Origin of the sequence: Enterobacter sp. NFIX59 (assembly GCF_900113755.1) — a bacterium.
Classification (GTDB): Bacteria; Pseudomonadota; Gammaproteobacteria; order Enterobacterales; family Enterobacteriaceae; genus Enterobacter; species Enterobacter pseudoroggenkampii.
Window position 1 is genome coordinate 93,514 of record NZ_FOQN01000003.1, and the last position, 15,524, is coordinate 109,037.

General features: G+C 55.3%; 11 protein-coding genes. 6 read left to right on the forward strand and 5 right to left on the reverse strand.

Going from position 1 to position 15,524, the window contains the following annotated elements; all coding sequences use genetic code 11:
* The first annotated feature begins 736 nt into the window (after nt 1–736).
* Entirely contained in the window at nt 737–2,302 is a 1,566-nt protein-coding gene (locus BM007_RS12570; protein WP_090419039.1) for a DUF3300 domain-containing protein, read from the forward strand.
* 10 nt (nt 2,303–2,312) lie between these two features.
* Nucleotides 2,313–3,104: a DUF2950 family protein gene (locus BM007_RS12575; protein ID WP_090419421.1), complete on the forward strand. Its 792-nt coding sequence runs from the start codon at nt 2,313–2,315 to the stop codon at nt 3,102–3,104.
* A gap of 52 nt (nt 3,105–3,156) precedes the next feature.
* On the opposite strand, the gene lpdA is transcribed toward BM007_RS12575, so the two are convergent.
* The 4 genes from lpdA to pdhR form a co-directional block, all read right to left on the reverse strand.
* Nucleotides 3,157–4,581 carry a dihydrolipoyl dehydrogenase gene (gene lpdA, locus BM007_RS12580; protein WP_003856313.1) on the reverse strand — a complete coding sequence of 475 codons (1,425 nt, stop codon included), beginning with the start codon at nt 4,579–4,581 and terminating at the stop codon, nt 3,157–3,159.
* A 175-nt stretch (nt 4,582–4,756) separates the two neighbouring features.
* A complete protein-coding gene (gene aceF, locus BM007_RS12585) occupies nt 4,757–6,652 on the reverse strand; it encodes a pyruvate dehydrogenase complex dihydrolipoyllysine-residue acetyltransferase (RefSeq protein WP_090419042.1) in 1,896 nt (631 codons plus the stop codon).
* Between the two features lie 14 nt (nt 6,653–6,666).
* Nucleotides 6,667–9,330: a pyruvate dehydrogenase (acetyl-transferring), homodimeric type gene (aceE, locus tag BM007_RS12590; RefSeq protein WP_048989635.1), complete on the reverse strand. Its 2,664-nt coding sequence runs from the start codon at nt 9,328–9,330 to the stop codon at nt 6,667–6,669.
* Between the two features lie 123 nt (nt 9,331–9,453).
* The gene (gene pdhR / locus BM007_RS12595) at nt 9,454–10,218 is read right to left on the reverse strand and encodes a pyruvate dehydrogenase complex transcriptional repressor PdhR (RefSeq protein ID WP_014882565.1); all 765 of its coding nucleotides are present in this window, start codon (nt 10,216–10,218) and stop codon (nt 9,454–9,456) included.
* Nucleotides 10,219–10,481: 263 nt separating this feature from the next.
* Between pdhR and BM007_RS12600 the strand changes: the two genes are divergently transcribed.
* The 4 genes from BM007_RS12600 (at nt 10,482) to BM007_RS12615 (ending at nt 14,649) form a co-directional block, all read left to right on the forward strand.
* Nucleotides 10,482–10,709 carry a hypothetical protein gene (locus tag BM007_RS12600; RefSeq protein WP_081112054.1) on the forward strand — a complete coding sequence of 76 codons (228 nt, stop codon included), beginning with the start codon at nt 10,482–10,484 and terminating at the stop codon, nt 10,707–10,709.
* Between the two features lie 46 nt (nt 10,710–10,755).
* Nucleotides 10,756–12,126: an aromatic amino acid transporter AroP gene (gene aroP, locus BM007_RS12605; protein WP_024907477.1), complete on the forward strand. Its 1,371-nt coding sequence runs from the start codon at nt 10,756–10,758 to the stop codon at nt 12,124–12,126.
* A gap of 164 nt (nt 12,127–12,290) precedes the next feature.
* Nucleotides 12,291–13,688, forward strand: a complete 1,398-nt coding sequence (locus BM007_RS12610; RefSeq protein WP_090419044.1) for a glycoside-pentoside-hexuronide (GPH):cation symporter — start codon at nt 12,291–12,293, stop codon at nt 13,686–13,688.
* A gap of 10 nt (nt 13,689–13,698) precedes the next feature.
* A complete protein-coding gene (locus BM007_RS12615; RefSeq protein ID WP_090419046.1) occupies nt 13,699–14,649 on the forward strand; it encodes a glycoside hydrolase family 43 protein in 951 nt (316 codons plus the stop codon).
* Nucleotides 14,650–14,667: 18 nt separating this feature from the next.
* Here BM007_RS12615 and ampE read toward each other — a convergent pair whose 3' ends face one another.
* Nucleotides 14,668–15,522, reverse strand: a complete 855-nt coding sequence (gene ampE, locus BM007_RS12620; RefSeq protein WP_090419051.1) for a beta-lactamase regulator AmpE — start codon at nt 15,520–15,522, stop codon at nt 14,668–14,670.
* Nucleotides 15,523–15,524: the final 2 nt, after the last annotated feature.

Sequence of the window (15,524 nt, forward strand, 5' to 3'; positions counted from 1 at the left end):
AAATTTGCTGAATCGTTAAGCATGGTGTAGCGGGGAGACAAGACGAATTTTGGGTACAAAAAAACCGCCTGATAGCGGTTTATTTGTTGCCTTGCGATGGTAGCACACCGTGTTGGCAGATTTGCGGCAACCCCAACGCAATGAATTTTGCATCACGCCCCGCTGGCTTGCAAGCCATTATGTCAATTTTGCGTAGCGCCTTCCTGTTTCGAATGAAAATTCGTTTCACTTCATTTTTCGCCTTCAGAATGACTACTGAGTCGATTACTCTTCCTCTCGGCCTGCTTCGCTGGTGTAGCAACCAGTCACCGGGCCCGGGAGCAGTTCCGTAACCTACGCGGCAATCCCAACTTGCCTGGTTCTGCCTTTCCCGGTGAAGAATGAACCCGCGTAGCCTGTACAGGAACGCACGCAATGGAGATGCGAATCACTGCGCTGATCGTTGTGACCGGTTTACTGCTAACCGCGCTGCACGGTGGCTGGAACATATCCGACATCACGGTGCTGTTTGTCGTCAACCTCGGCAACTAGCTGCTGGCCGCTCGTAAGAGCGGCCTTCTGAATTCCCTTCGGTTTTTCCCGCATCGCATATAATTGTGTAATAAATACTCACAATCTTTATCCGGACGTACCGGACGCTTCCCAATAAAAGTCAAAACAGTAAAAGACGGGTGAATAATACTCACGCCAACCGTAACGCCTCACGGCACAGCGCTTGTCTCGTTGGAGTCATTTTATGAAGTTGCCCTTTAAGCCACATCTGCTCGTCCTTCTGTGCAGTGCCGGGCTGCTTGCCGCCTCAGGCGTCATGTTTGTCAAAAGTCGTGCAACGGAACCCGTTGCGCCGGCCCCCGTCGCACAACAACCAGCGGCACCGGCGGTACCGGTAGCACCAACGCCCGCCCCTGTCGCCGCACCAACCTATACTGCCGCGCAAATCGATCAGTGGGTTGCCCCCATCGCGCTCTACCCGGATGCCCTGCTGTCGCAAATCCTGATGGCCTCGACTTACCCGGCCAACGTGATCCAGGCGGCGCAGTGGTCAAAAGACAACCCTAAAATGGAAGGGGACGCCGCGATTCAGGCCGTTGCCAGCCAGCCCTGGGATCCCAGCGTAAAATCGCTGGTCGCGTTTCCTCAGCTCATGTCCCTGATGGGTGAAAACCCGCCGTGGGTACAAAATCTGGGCGATGCGTTTCTCGCGCAGCCGAAGGACGTAATGGATTCCGTTCAACGCCTGCGCGCGCTGGCACAGAAGACCGGCGCTTTACAATCCACGCCTCAGCAGACGGTCACCACCGTGACAAAACCGGCACCAGCGAAAACCAGCACCACCGAGACAACGACAACCACAGCAGCAACGCCCGCGCCGGCCCCAACGGTAATCAAAATTGAATCTGCCGATCCGCAGGTTGTTTACGTCCCCACCTATAACCCCAATACGGTTTACGGGACCTGGCCAAACACCGCCTATCCACCTACCTATCTCCCGCCTACACCCGGGGAGCAGTTTGGCAACAGCTTCGTCAACGGCTTAGGCTTCAGCCTGGGCGTCGCCACAACCTATGCCATCTTCAGCAACATCGACTGGGATGATGACGATGACTGGGATCATCACCATGACGACTGGGATAATCACGGCGGCTATAACCGCAACGGTGATAACAACATCAATATCAACGTTGAGAACTTCAATAAAATCAGCGGGCAGCGTCTGACGGACGCCAACCGTACCTGGCAGCATAACCCAGCCTATCGTGAAGGCGTGCCTTATCCGACTAACCAGCTCAACAACCGTTTCCACTCCACCAGCACGGCTACCGGACTAAGCTCAACGCAGCAAAAACCGGTTAACCGGGACAGCCAGCGTCAGGCTGCCCTGAGCCAGATGGAGAAGTCCACGGGTAAAACCTTCCCCCAAACGGCGCGTCCCGGCACGAAAGATGTGCAGCGTCAGGCCTCAAGTGAACAGCTGAAGCAGATTTCGCAGCGCAATAACTACCGTGGCTACGACACCAAACCGCAGACGACGAAGCGAACCACCACGCAGCAGCGAGAAAATCGCCAGACCACCGCGCAGAGACAAGAGAAACGGGGTTCGCAGCCGGCGCAGCAACGCGCTCTCCAGCAGCGAAACAGCCAGCCCAGGGCCAATGCGCTGAGCGGCAACGACAGCCGCTCCGCGAACTGGCAGGCGCAGCAGCAGCGCGGTGCGCAAAGCAGACAGCTTGCGGCTCGCCAGCAGCAGCCACGTCAGGCGTCTGGTGGACGCGCTGAACGCCGTGAAATTCGACATCGCTAAGGGAACCGACATGAAAAGTAAACTACTCAGTGGAATGGTGTTGTTCATGCTTTCGGCCTCGGCGATGGCGCAGCAGTCTTTCAGCACGCCCGATCAGGCGACCGATGCGCTGGCCAACGCCATTGGTGAGCATAATGAGCGCGCGATGAGCAATCTGCTTGGAGAGAACTGGCGCGATTTTCTGCCCCCTGAAGGCGTTGATCCGGATGCCGTCGATCGTTTCCTGCGCGACTGGAAAGTCCGTCATAACACCGTTGTCGAAGGGGATACGGCGCATCTTGTTGTCGGCGATAACAGCTGGCAGCTTCCCATCCCGGTGATCAAAACCGCCACCGGTTGGCAATTCGATATCAAAGAAGGGGCGGAAGAGATCCTGACCCGCGAAATCGGGCGTAATGAACTTGCCGCCATTGAAGCCTTACATGCCTATGTTGATGCGCAGCAAAGCTACTTTGCGATGAACCAGAAATACGCGCAGAAGATTGTCAGCTCGAAGGGCAAAAAAGACGGTTTGTACTGGCCCGCCTCTCCCGGCGAAGCGCCCAGTCCGCTCGGACCAGCATTTAGCCCAAAAGAGCCGGGTATCGGCTATCACGGCTATCGCTTCCGGATCCTGCCGGATAATAACGGTTTCGCGATGGTGGCCTGGCCAGTCAGCTATGGTCAGACGGGCGTCATGAGCTTTGTGATAAATCAGGATGATAAGGTGTATCAGACCGATCTCGGCAGCGATTCTGAGCAGAAAGCCCGGGCGTTAACCACCTATAGTCCTGATAAAACCTGGCAGCCTGTGGCCCCCTGAACGCAGCGCATAAAAAAAGCGGCCTGAGGCCGCTTTTTTCATCTGAAGAAACTTATTTCTTCTTCGCTTTCGCGTTTGGCAGGTCGGTGATGCTACCTTCAAACACTTCTGCCGCCAGGCCCACGGACTCGTGCAGAGTCGGGTGAGCGTGGATGGTCAGCGCGATGTCTTCAGCGTCACAGCCCATTTCGATAGCCAGACCGATTTCACCCAGCAGCTCGCCGCCGTTGGTACCGACAATCGCACCACCGATTACACGGTGAGTCTCTTTGTCGAAGATCAGTTTGGTCATACCGTCTGCGCAGTCGGAAGCGATAGCACGGCCAGAAGCAGCCCACGGGAAGGTGGCGGTTTCGTAGCTGATGCCTTTCTCTTTCGCTTCTTTCTCGGTCAGACCCACCCATGCCACTTCTGGCTCGGTGTACGCGATAGATGGGATGACTTTCGGATCGAAGTAGTGCTTCATGCCGGCGATAACTTCAGCGGCAACGTGACCTTCGTGAACACCTTTGTGTGCCAGCATTGGCTGGCCGACGATATCGCCGATTGCAAAGATGTGCGGCACGTTAGTGCGCAGCTGCTTGTCAACGCGGATAAAGCCACGGTCGTCCACTTCCACGCCAGCTTTGCCCGCGTCGAGGTTTTTACCGTTCGGCACACGGCCGATAGCCACCAGCACGGCGTCGTAACGCTGTGGTTCGGATGGGGCTTTTTTGCCTTCCATGGAAACGTAAATACCGTCTTCTTTCGCTTCAACGGCAGTCACTTTGGTTTCCAGCATCAGGTTAAATTTCTTGCTGATACGTTTGGTGAAGACCTTAACGATGTCTTTGTCGGCAGCCGGGATAACTTGGTCGAACATTTCAACCACGTCGATCTCTGAACCCAGCGCATGGTACACGGTACCCATTTCCAGACCGATGATACCGCCGCCCATAACCAGCAGACGCTTAGGAACGGTTTTCAGCTCCAGCGCATCGGTGGAATCCCACACGCGTGGATCTTCATGCGGAATGAATGGCAGTTCGATTGGGCGAGAGCCTGCCGCGATGATCGCGTTGTCGAAGTTGATCACGGTTTTGCCGTTTTCGCCTTCCACTTCCAGGGTGTTCGCACCGGTGAATTTACCCAGACCGTTTACCACTTTCACTTTACGGCCTTTGGCCATACCCGCCAGACCGCCGGTCAGCTGAGTGATAACTTTCTCTTTCCAGGTACGAATTTTGTCGATATCGGTTTTCGGCTCGCCGAAGACGATACCGTGTTCAGCCAGCGCTTTGGCTTCTTCGATAACTTTCGCTACGTGCAGCAGCGCTTTAGAAGGGATACAGCCGACGTTCAGACAAACACCGCCGAGGGTGCTGTAACGCTCTACGATGACGGTTTCCAGACCTAAATCCGCGGCGCGGAATGCTGCGGAGTAACCTGCCGGGCCTGCCCCAAGTACTACGACCTGAGTTTTGATTTCTGTGCTCATCATGACCTCTTAATTTATACCCGTCGTCCACCGGGTCGTTCTATCCGCCCGCAGTTTACAAAATTGTTAACAATTTTGAAACAACAAACGGCTCACGAATTGTCGCTTTCGCCAATAACCTCACAAACCCCATGAGATTATCAGAAAAAAGCCGGCCGACTGGCCGGCTTTTCGATTACATCACCAGGCGGCGAATGTCGCTCAGCATGTTGTTGATGATGGTGATGAAACGCGCACCATCAGCACCGTCGATCACGCGGTGGTCGAAGGACAGAGAGATTGGCATCATCAGACGCGGTACGAACTCTTTGCCATTCCACACCGGCTCCATCGCGGACTTGGACACACCGAGGATAGCCACTTCCGGCGCGTTCACAATCGGCGCGAAGTGGGTAGTACCCAGGCCGCCGATGCTGGAGATAGTGAAGCAGCCGCCCTGCATTTCGCCGGCAGTCAGCTTACCATCACGCGCTTTCTTGGAGATCACGGTCAGTTCACGGGACAGCTCGGTAATGCTCTTCTTGTTCACGTCTTTGAAGACCGGAACAACCAGACCATTTGGCGTATCAACCGCAACACCGATGTTGATGTATTTCTTCAGCGTCAGCTTCTGACCGTCTTCGGACAGGGAGCTGTTGAAGCGTGGCATCTGTTCCAGAGCCGCAGCAACCGCTTTCATGATGAAGACCACTGGGGTGAATTTCACGTCCAGTTTGCGCTTCTCGGCTTCGGCGTTCTGCTGTTTACGGAACGCTTCCAGATCGGTGATATCGGTCTTATCGAAGTGCGTAACGTGCGGGATCATCACCCAGTTACGGCTCAGGTTCGCACCAGAGATTTTCTGGATACGGCCCAGCTCCACTTCTTCGATTTCGCCGAACTTGCTGAAGTCCACTTTCGGCCATGGCAGCATGCCCGGGATACCGCCGCCAGCGGCTGCAGCTGGTGCAGCTTCGGCGCGTTTCACCGCGTCTTTCACATAGGTCTGAACGTCTTCGCGCAGGATACGACCCTTACGGCCGGTCCCTTTCACTTTCGCCAGGTTCACACCGAATTCGCGCGCCAGGCGACGAATCAGCGGGGTAGCGTGGACGTAAGCGTCGTTTTCAGCGAACTCAGATTTTTCTGCTTTAGCAGCAGGAGCAGCGGCTGGTTTAGCAGCCTGAGCCGGCGCAGCAGCAGGTGCTGGAGCAGCCGCGGTAGCCGGAGCTGCGGCAGGCGCAGCGCCTTCCACTTCGAAGACCATGATCAGAGAGCCGGTAGACACTTTGTCGCCGGTGCTGATTTTGATCTCTTTAACCGTACCCGCGAACGGCGCAGGGACTTCCATAGAAGCCTTGTCGCCTTCAACGGTGATCAGTGACTGTTCAGCGGCAACTTTGTCGCCCACTTTCACCATCACTTCGGTGACTTCAACTTCGTCACCGCCGATGTCCGGTACGTTAACGTCTTTCGCGCCGCCAGCAGCGGCTGGTGCTGCGGCTGGAGCCGGAGCAGCGGCCTGTGCAGGCGCGGCAGCGCCTTCTGCACCCGCCACTTCGAAGACCATAATCAGGGAGCCAGTAGACACTTTGTCACCGGTGTTGATCTTGATCTCTTTAACGGTACCGGCGAACGGCGCTGGCACTTCCATAGAGGCTTTGTCGCCTTCTACGGTGATCAGTGACTGCTCGGCCGCAACGGTGTCGCCCACTTTCACCAGGATTTCAGTGACTTCAACTTCGTCACCGCCGATGTCAGGCACGTTCACTTCTTTCGCGCTCGCGGCAGCGGCTGGAGCAGCGGCGGCCGGAGCGGCTTTCTTCTCTTCCTGCGCAGGTGCAGCAGCTGCTGCACCGTCGGCGGAATCGAAAATCATGATCAGTTTGCCAGTCTCGGTTTTATCGCCAACAGAGACTTTGATCTCTTTAACGATGCCAGCCTGAGGAGACGGGACTTCCATAGAGGCTTTGTCGCCTTCTACGGTGATCAGCGACTGTTCAGCTTCTACTTTGTCGCCAACTTTGACCAGGATCTCGGTGATTTCAACTTCATCAGCCCCGATGTCCGGTACATTGATTTCGATAGCCATTATTCTTTTACCTCTTACGCCAGACGCGGGTTAACTTTTTCTGCATCGATGTTGAATTTGGTGATTGCGTCTGCAACCACTTTCTTATCGATTTCGCCACGTTTAGCCAGTTCGCCCAGTGCTGCTACAACCACGTAAGAAGCATCAACTTCGAAGTGGTGACGCAGGTTTTCGCGGCTGTCAGAACGACCGAAGCCGTCAGTACCCAGAACGCGATAATCATCAGCTGGAACGTAAGTACGAACCTGCTCAGCGAACAGTTTCATATAGTCAGTAGACGCCACCGCTGGCGCGTCGTTCATCACCTGAGCGATGTACGGAACGCGTGGGGTTTCCATTGGGTGCAGCATGTTCCAGCGCTCACAATCCTGGCCATCACGCGCCAGCTCAGTGAAGGAGGTCACAGAGTACACATCGGAACCGACACCGTAGTCTTTCGCCAGGATCTGCGCTGCTTCACGTACGTGACGCAGGATAGAACCGGAGCCCAGCAGCTGAACTTTACCTTTGCTACCTTCAATGGTTTCGAGTTTGTAGATACCTTTACGGATACCTTCCTCGGCACCTGCTGGCATTGCCGGCATGTGGTAGTTTTCGTTCAGGGTGGTGATGTAGTAGTAAATGTTCTCTTGCGCTTCACCGTACATGCGCTGCAGACCGTCATGCATGATGACTGCCACTTCGTATGCGTAAGACGGGTCGTAAGAGATACAGTTAGGGATAGTCAGAGACTGAATGTGGCTGTGGCCATCTTCGTGCTGCAGACCTTCACCGTTCAGGGTCGTACGACCGGAAGTACCACCGATCAGGAAGCCGCGAGCCTGCTGGTCGCCTGCCTGCCAGCACAGGTCACCGATACGCTGGAACCCGAACATGGAGTAGTAAATGTAGAACGGGATCATCGGCAGGTTGTTGGTGCTGTAAGAAGTCGCAGCAGCCAGCCAGGATGCGCCTGCGCCCAGCTCGTTGATACCTTCCTGCAGGATCTGACCTTTCTCGTCTTCTTTGTAGTAGGCAACCTGCTCACGGTCCTGCGGGGTGTACTGCTGGCCGTTCGGGCTGTAGATACCGATCTGACGGAACAGACCTTCCATACCGAAAGTACGCGCTTCGTCGGCGATGATTGGAACCAGACGATCTTTGATCGACTTGTTCTTCAGCATCACGTTCAGGGCACGAACGAAAGCGATAGTGGTAGAGATCTCTTTGTTCTGCTCTTCCAGCAGCTGAGAGAAGTCTTCCAGCGCTGGCAGTTCCAGCTTCTCGGTGAAGTTTGGCTGACGAGCTGGCAGGTAGCCTTTCAGCGCCTGACGACGTTCGTGCAGGTACTTGTGCTCTTCAGACCCTTCCGGGAAGGTGATGTAAGACAGGTTTTCTACCTGCTCATCGGTCACTGGAACGTTGAAACGGTCGCGGATATAACGCACGCCGTCCATGTTCATTTTCTTAACCTGGTGAGCGATGTTTTTACCTTCTGCGGTATCACCCATGCCGTAACCTTTGATGGTATGGGCCAGGATTACAGTCGCTTTACCTTTGGTTTCACGCGCTTTTTTCAGTGCAGCGTAGACTTTCTTCGGATCGTGACCACCGCGGTTCAGAGCCCAGATCTGCTCATCAGTCCAGTCTGCAACCAGGGCTGCGGTTTCAGGGTATTTGCCGAAGAAGTGCTCACGAACGTAGGCACCGTCTTTGGATTTGAAGGTCTGGTAGTCACCGTCAACGGTTTCGTTCATCAGCTGGATCAGTTTACCGCTGGTGTCTTTACGCAGCAGCTCATCCCAACGACCGCCCCACATAACTTTGATCACGTTCCAGCCAGCACCCGCGAAGATGCCTTCCAGTTCGTTGATGATCTTGCCGTTGCCGGTTACCGGACCATCCAGACGCTGCAGGTTACAGTTGATGATGAAGCACAGGTTGTCCAGCTTCTCACGGGTAGCGATGGTGATCGCACCTTTAGATTCTGGCTCATCCATTTCGCCGTCGCCCAGGAAGGCGTAAACGGTCTGCTCAGAGGTGTCTTTCAGACCACGGTGTTCCAGATACTTCAGGAATTTAGCCTGGTAGATCGCACCGATTGGGCCCAGGCCCATAGATACGGTCGGGAACTGCCAGAATTCAGGCATCAGTTTAGGGTGCGGGTAAGAAGACAGACCTTTACCGTGAACTTCCTGACGGAAGTTGTTCATCTGCTCTTCAGTCAGACGACCTTCCAGGAAGGCACGTGCATAGATGCCCGGAGAGATGTGGCCCTGGAAGTACACCAGGTCGCCGCCGTCTTTCTCGTTCGCTGCACGGAAGAAGTGGTTGAAGCACACTTCGTAAACGGTCGCAGAAGACTGGAAGGACGCCATGTGGCCACCCAGCTCCAGGTCTTTCTTGGAGGCGCGCAGAACGGTCATGATGGCGTTCCAGCGGATTGCAGAACGGATACGACGTTCCAGATCCAGATTGCCCGGGTATTCCGGTTCGTCTTCGACGGCAATCGTGTTTACGTAGTTGCTAGCCCCTGCACCTGAAGCAACCTTCACACCGCCTTTGCGGGCTTCAGAAAGCAGCTGATCAATCAGATACTGAGCGCGCTCAACACCTTCTTCACGGATGACCGATTCGATCGCCTGTAGCCAGTCGCGAGTTTCGATCGGATCCACGTCATTTTGGAGACGTTCTGACATGGGGGTATTCCTTATCTATCTAATACGTTGATTTGTCTGGAACCTGTCCCATTGTGCTCATGGGCAAGAACACAATAAGACAGGTTCTGCGTTTAGTTGCCGCGCTCTAAAAGTACCTGGCGCTTAATCCTTTCGTTGCTGTATGCGGCGTAATGAACGTTCGCGTCGCGATTGTTCACGGCTGCGGTCCAGCAAGATTTCCTCAATGAAAGCCAGATGGCGGTGCGACGCTTCACGCGCCTGCTCCGGTTCCCCGGCCATTATCGCCTCGAATATTCGGGTGCGATGGTTGCTTACCAGTGGGAGCATCTCCCGACGGGCATACAACAATTCAAAATTCTGACGAACGTTCTGGGCCAGCATCGGCTCCATGCAGCGTAGCAGATGGAGGAGCACCACATTGTGTGCCGCTTCGGTGACGGCGATTTGATACTGGACGACGGCGCTGGACTCGGCGTCTAAATCGCCGGACTGCTGTGCCCGTTCAATGGCCTGATGCAGTTCGCGGATACGCACGCGATCTTCATCAGTGCTGCGAAGGGCGGCGTAATAGGCCGCAATCCCTTCAAGCGCGTGACGGGTCTCAAGCAGGTCAAACTGGGATTCTGGGTGGTCAGAGAGAAGTTCTACCAGCGGATCGCTGAAGCTCTGCCACAGGCTGTTTTGCACAAAGGTTCCGCCGCCCTGGCGACGAAGCAGCAAGCCCTTTGCTTCGAGACGTTGAATCGCCTCACGCAGAGAGGGACGTGAAACGTCGAACTGTTTTGCCAGCTCGCGTTCTGGTGGAAGTTTCTCACCCGGGCGCAGAGTCCCTTCGAGGATTAAAAACTCCAGCTGCTGCTCAATCACATCAGATAGTTTTGGTTGGCGAATTTTGCTGTAGGCCATATTCCCTGTCTTACGCCTTTTTGCCCGGAGTCAATTGGTCTTACCAATTTCTATTTCGTATCGCTAAAGTAACAAAGTATTCACCTTCTGTCCATATTGGTTTTGATTGAAATCAGTAAACCCTGCACATTTTAACAACCTTACAGAAATAACGTTTCAGAAATGTAACTTTGCACAAATGAGTTGATTACTCCTAAAGAGGGAGTTTTAACCATAATGAAACGAGGGTTTTTGCAATCTGAAGCGATTCAACAAGGCAAATAATGAAAATTCGCCCACTTACGGCGCATTTCTATTCTATAGGTTGGGTTAGGAACAACGAGCGGGCCGATTTACAAATGCTTTCTTTTTATTCAAGTCGTCATCACCCCTTCATAAAGCAGGTGCATTCGCAGGCGCTTACCACTATTCTTGCGCTTACGGAAGTCATCTCCGCTTTTTTCGGTCTCGTTAACCGTAAAGAAATAAATACAGAATATGGATTTTCATAATTACACACGCACAGCGTGAACATAACAACCACACACGAGGTTTCAAATGGAAGCTCAACAGCACGGCGATCAGCTAAAGCGCGGGCTTAAAAACCGCCATATTCAGCTCATCGCACTGGGCGGTGCGATAGGTACCGGCCTGTTTCTGGGCAGCGCATCCGTTATCCAGTCTGCCGGTCCGGGTATTATTTTGGGTTACGCGATTGCGGGTTTCATTGCTTTTCTGATCATGCGCCAGCTGGGCGAAATGGTCGTTGAAGAGCCGGTCGCAGGCTCCTTCAGCCACTTTGCCTATAAATACTGGGGCAGCTTTGCCGGTTTCGCCTCAGGCTGGAACTACTGGGTGCTGTACGTTCTGGTTGCCATGGCTGAGCTTACCGCCGTCGGAAAATACATTCAGTTCTGGTATCCCGAAATCCCAACCTGGGCTTCTGCTGCGGCCTTCTTTGTCATTATTAACGCCATTAACCTGACCAACGTTAAAGTGTTCGGTGAGATGGAGTTCTGGTTCGCCATCATCAAAGTCATTGCCGTGGTGGCGATGATTATCTTTGGCGGCTGGCTGCTGTTCAGCGGCAACGGCGGACCGCAGGCCACCGTGCGCAACCTCTGGGAACAGGGTGGCTTCCTGCCTCACGGCATGACCGGTCTGGTGATGATGATGGCCATCATTATGTTCTCCTTTGGCGGTCTGGAGCTGGTGGGTATCACCGCCGCTGAAGCCGACAACCCGGAGCAGAGCATTCCAAAAGCCACTAACCAGGTTATCTACCGTATTCTGATCTTCTATGTGGGCTCACTGGCCGTGCTGCTCTCCCTGCTGCCATGGACGCGCGTCACCGCTGACACCAGCCCGTTTGTGCTGATCTTCCACGAGCTGGGCGACACCTTTGTCGCCAACGCCCTGAACATCGTGGTGCTGACCGCAGCGCTCTCCGTATACAACAGCTGCGTATACTGCAACAGCCGTATGCTGTTCGGCCTTGCCCAACAGGGCAACGCGCCGAAGATGCTGCTTAACGTTGATAAACGCGGCGTACCGGTGAATACCATCATTGTTTCCGCCATCGTGACCGCCCTGTGCGTGCTCATTAACTACATGGCACCAGAATCGGCGTTTGGCCTGCTGATGGCGCTGGTGGTCTCTGCCCTGGTCATCAACTGGGCGATGATCAGCCTGGCACACATCAAATTCCGCCGCGCGAAACAGCAGCAGGGCGTCACCACGCGCTTCCCTGCCCTGCTCTATCCGCTGGGTAACTGGATCTGCCTGCTGTTTATGGCGGCCGTGCTGGTGATCATGCTGATCACGCCGGGTATGGCGATTTCCGTCTACCTGATCCCGGTCTGGATTGCGATCCTGGGCGTGGGCTATCTCTTCAGTCAGAAAAGCCGTAATGCCATGAAGGCGCACTAAGCCTCCCTCCGCGGTACCTGCTTTTACGGGTACCGCGCGTTGTTACCTCCCTCACACTTTCGCGCCCACAGCGCATTTATCCATATCACCGCCCTGATACTGCAACGCATATATCCCTTCGCCAGCGAATAATTCTCTCCATACCGTAAACCGGAGAGCTGTCGATGGATAACAACACACTGTCAGTAAAAGAAAAGATCGGCTATGGGATGGGCGACGCCGGATGCAACATTATCTTTGGCGCCATCATGCTGTTTGTTAACTATTTTTATACGGATATTTTTGGCCTCGCGCCTGCGCTGGTCGGCGTGCTGCTGCTGTCCGTCCGCGTAATTGACGCCGTAACGGACCCGATCATGGGCGCGATTGCCGACCGTACCCGCAGTAAATATGGCCGGTTTCGTCCATGGCTGCTGTGGATCGCCTTCCCCTACGCGCTGTTCAGCATCCTGATGTTCACCACGCCGGAGTGGAGCTATAACAGCAAAGTTATCTATGCGTTTGTCACCTACTTCCTGCTCTCTTTGACCTATACGGCAATCAACATCCCCTACTGCTCCTTAGGAGGGGTAATCACCAACGATCCAAAAGAACGCGTGGCCTGCCAGTCGTATCGCTTCGTGCTGGTCGGCATCGCCACGCTGCTGCTCTCATTAACGCTGCTGCCGATGGCCGACTGGTTTGGCGGGGACAACAAAGCCAAAGGCTACCAGATGGCGATGACCGTGCTGGCGCTGATTGGCACCTGCATGTTCCTGTTCTGCTTCGCCACCGTGCGCGAGCGCGTGCGCCCGGCGGTACAGACCAACGACGAGTTGAAAAACGATTTGAAAGACGTGTGGAAGAACGACCAGTGGGTACGCATTCTGCTGCTGACGCTCTGCAACGTCTGCCCGGGCTTTATCCGTATGGCGGCCACCATGTATTACGTCACCTGGGTGATGGGCCAGAGCACCCACTTCGCTACGCTGTTTATCAGCCTGGGCGTGGTCGGCATGATGCTCGGCAGCGTGCTGGCAAAAGTGCTGACCGACCGCTGGTGTAAGCTGAAAGTCTTCTTCTGGACCAACATCGTGCTGGCGATTTTCTCCTGCGCCTTCTACTTCTTCGACCCGAAAGCCACCGTCACCATTGTGGTGCTCTACGTCCTGCTGAACATCCTGCACCAGATCCCGTCTCCGCTGCACTGGTCGCTGATGGCCGACGTGGACGACTACGGCGAGTGGAAGACCGGGAAGCGCATCACGGGCATCAGCTTCTCCGGCAACATCTTCTTCCTGAAATTAGGGCTGGCGATTGCCGGTGCGATGGTCGGCTTCCTGCTCTCCTGGTACGGCTATGACGCGGGCGCAAAAGCGCAGAGCGCGGACGCCATCAACGGGATCGTCCTGCTGTTTACCGTCATTCCCGGCATTGGATACTTAATCACCGCGGGCGTAGTACGGCTGCTGAAGGTTGACCGTGAAACGATGAAACGCATTCAGGAAGACCTGGAAAAACGTCGCACCAATTACCGTGAACTGAGCGACTATCAGGAACTGAAAGCCGCAGAGACAAAATAAGGAGAGCCAAATGCATCAGTGGCCAAACCCGTTTATCGAACAACGCGCCGACCCGTACATTTTACACCATGAGGGGGAATACTATTTTATCGCCTCCGTGCCGCAGTACGACAGGCTGGCGATCCGCCGCGCAGCGTCGCTGGAAGGCTTACGCCATGCTGAAGAAGTTGTGGTCTGGCGCAAACCCGAGACCGGACCCATGAGCCAGCTGATCTGGGCGCCGGAACTGCACCACATTGACGGGAAGTGGTACATCTACTTTGCCGCGACGCACACCCAGGCGCTCGACGCGCTCGGGATGTTCCAGCACCGGATGTTCGCCATTGAATGTGCTGACGACGATCCGCTTACCGGCGCGTGGGTGGAAAAAGGGCAGATCAAAACGCCTTTCGACACCTTCGCCCTGGACGCCACCACCTTTGTGCATCAGGGAAAACGCTGGTATCTGTGGGCGCAAAAAGCGCCGGATATCACCGGGAACTCCAACCTTTACCTGTGCGAAATGGCGAACCCGTGGACGCTAAAAGGCGAGCCGGTGATGCTCAGCAAGCCGGAGTATGACTGGGAATGTCGCGGGTTCTGGGTTAACGAAGGCCCGGCGGTACTGATTCACGGCGATAAGCTGTTTATCAGCTATTCCGCCAGCGCCACCGACGAGAACTACTGTATGGGGCTACTGTGGATAGACCTGAATGCCGATCCGCAAAACCCGGCAAACTGGCACAAATCCCCGCGTCCAGTGTTCGTTACCAGCTATGAAAACCGCCAGTTCGGCCCGGGACACAACAGCTTTACGCAAACGCCGGAAGGGGAAGACGTGCTGGTGTATCACGCGCGTAACTACACCGAAATTGAGGGCGACCCGCTGTACGATCCGAACCGGCATACCCGCCTGAAGCTCGTCCGCTGGAATGAAAACGGGATGCCTGATTTCGGCATCCCGCCCGCGGATACGCTGTAGTCTTTGCGGCGCGCTGGCTTACACCAGCGTGCCGTAAATAGTCAGCAGCGCCACGATCACCACCACCACAAACGACGTTTTCTTCGCCATGGAGACAGCGGCTTTTGGTGTTTCAATCTTGTCGGTATGCGGCTCACGCGCCAGCGAGAACTGCGCCAGACGCGTTAACACCTGGTACTGCGACGTATGGCGATCGGCAAGAGACGCAAACCAAGCGGGCAGCGCTTTTTCACCGTGACCAATTAACGCGTACACCACGCCCACCAGACGCACCGGAAGCCAGTCGAGCACGTGCAGGATGGCATCGATGCCGGACAGCAAACGTTCATGCGGCGTCAGATAGCGGGCAAGCCAGGTCTGCCAGGCGCGCAGGAACGCATACCCCATCAGCAGTACCGGTCCCCACGGGCCGCCCACCACGAACCAGAACAGCGGTGCCAGGTAGTAGCGGAAGTTAATCCACAGCAGCGCGTTCTGCAGCTCGCGCAGAAATTCGCGCTCGTCGCAGTCCGGCGGCACGCCGTGGATCATCGTCAGCTCGCTCGCCATGGCATTGCGCGCATGGGCATCGTCACGGGAGGCGGCTTTCAGGTAGGCGTGATAGTGCAAACGCACCTTGCCCGCACCAATGCACAGCACCCCAAGCAGGATCCACACCACCAGCAGCGGTACGTTGAAAAAGAGTCCGTGCAGCGAGCGCAGGAGCAGGAACGTAATGACCATCACGCCCGCCATCATCAGCAGCGTGCGCAGCATGGAAAAGTGCTTAATCCGGCGGAAAAACACCTCCAGCCGGTGATCCAGATGCCAGTGCTCGCCGAGCTTGAACAGGCGTTCAGCGATGATAACCAGCAGCATGGTAAACAACGTCATGG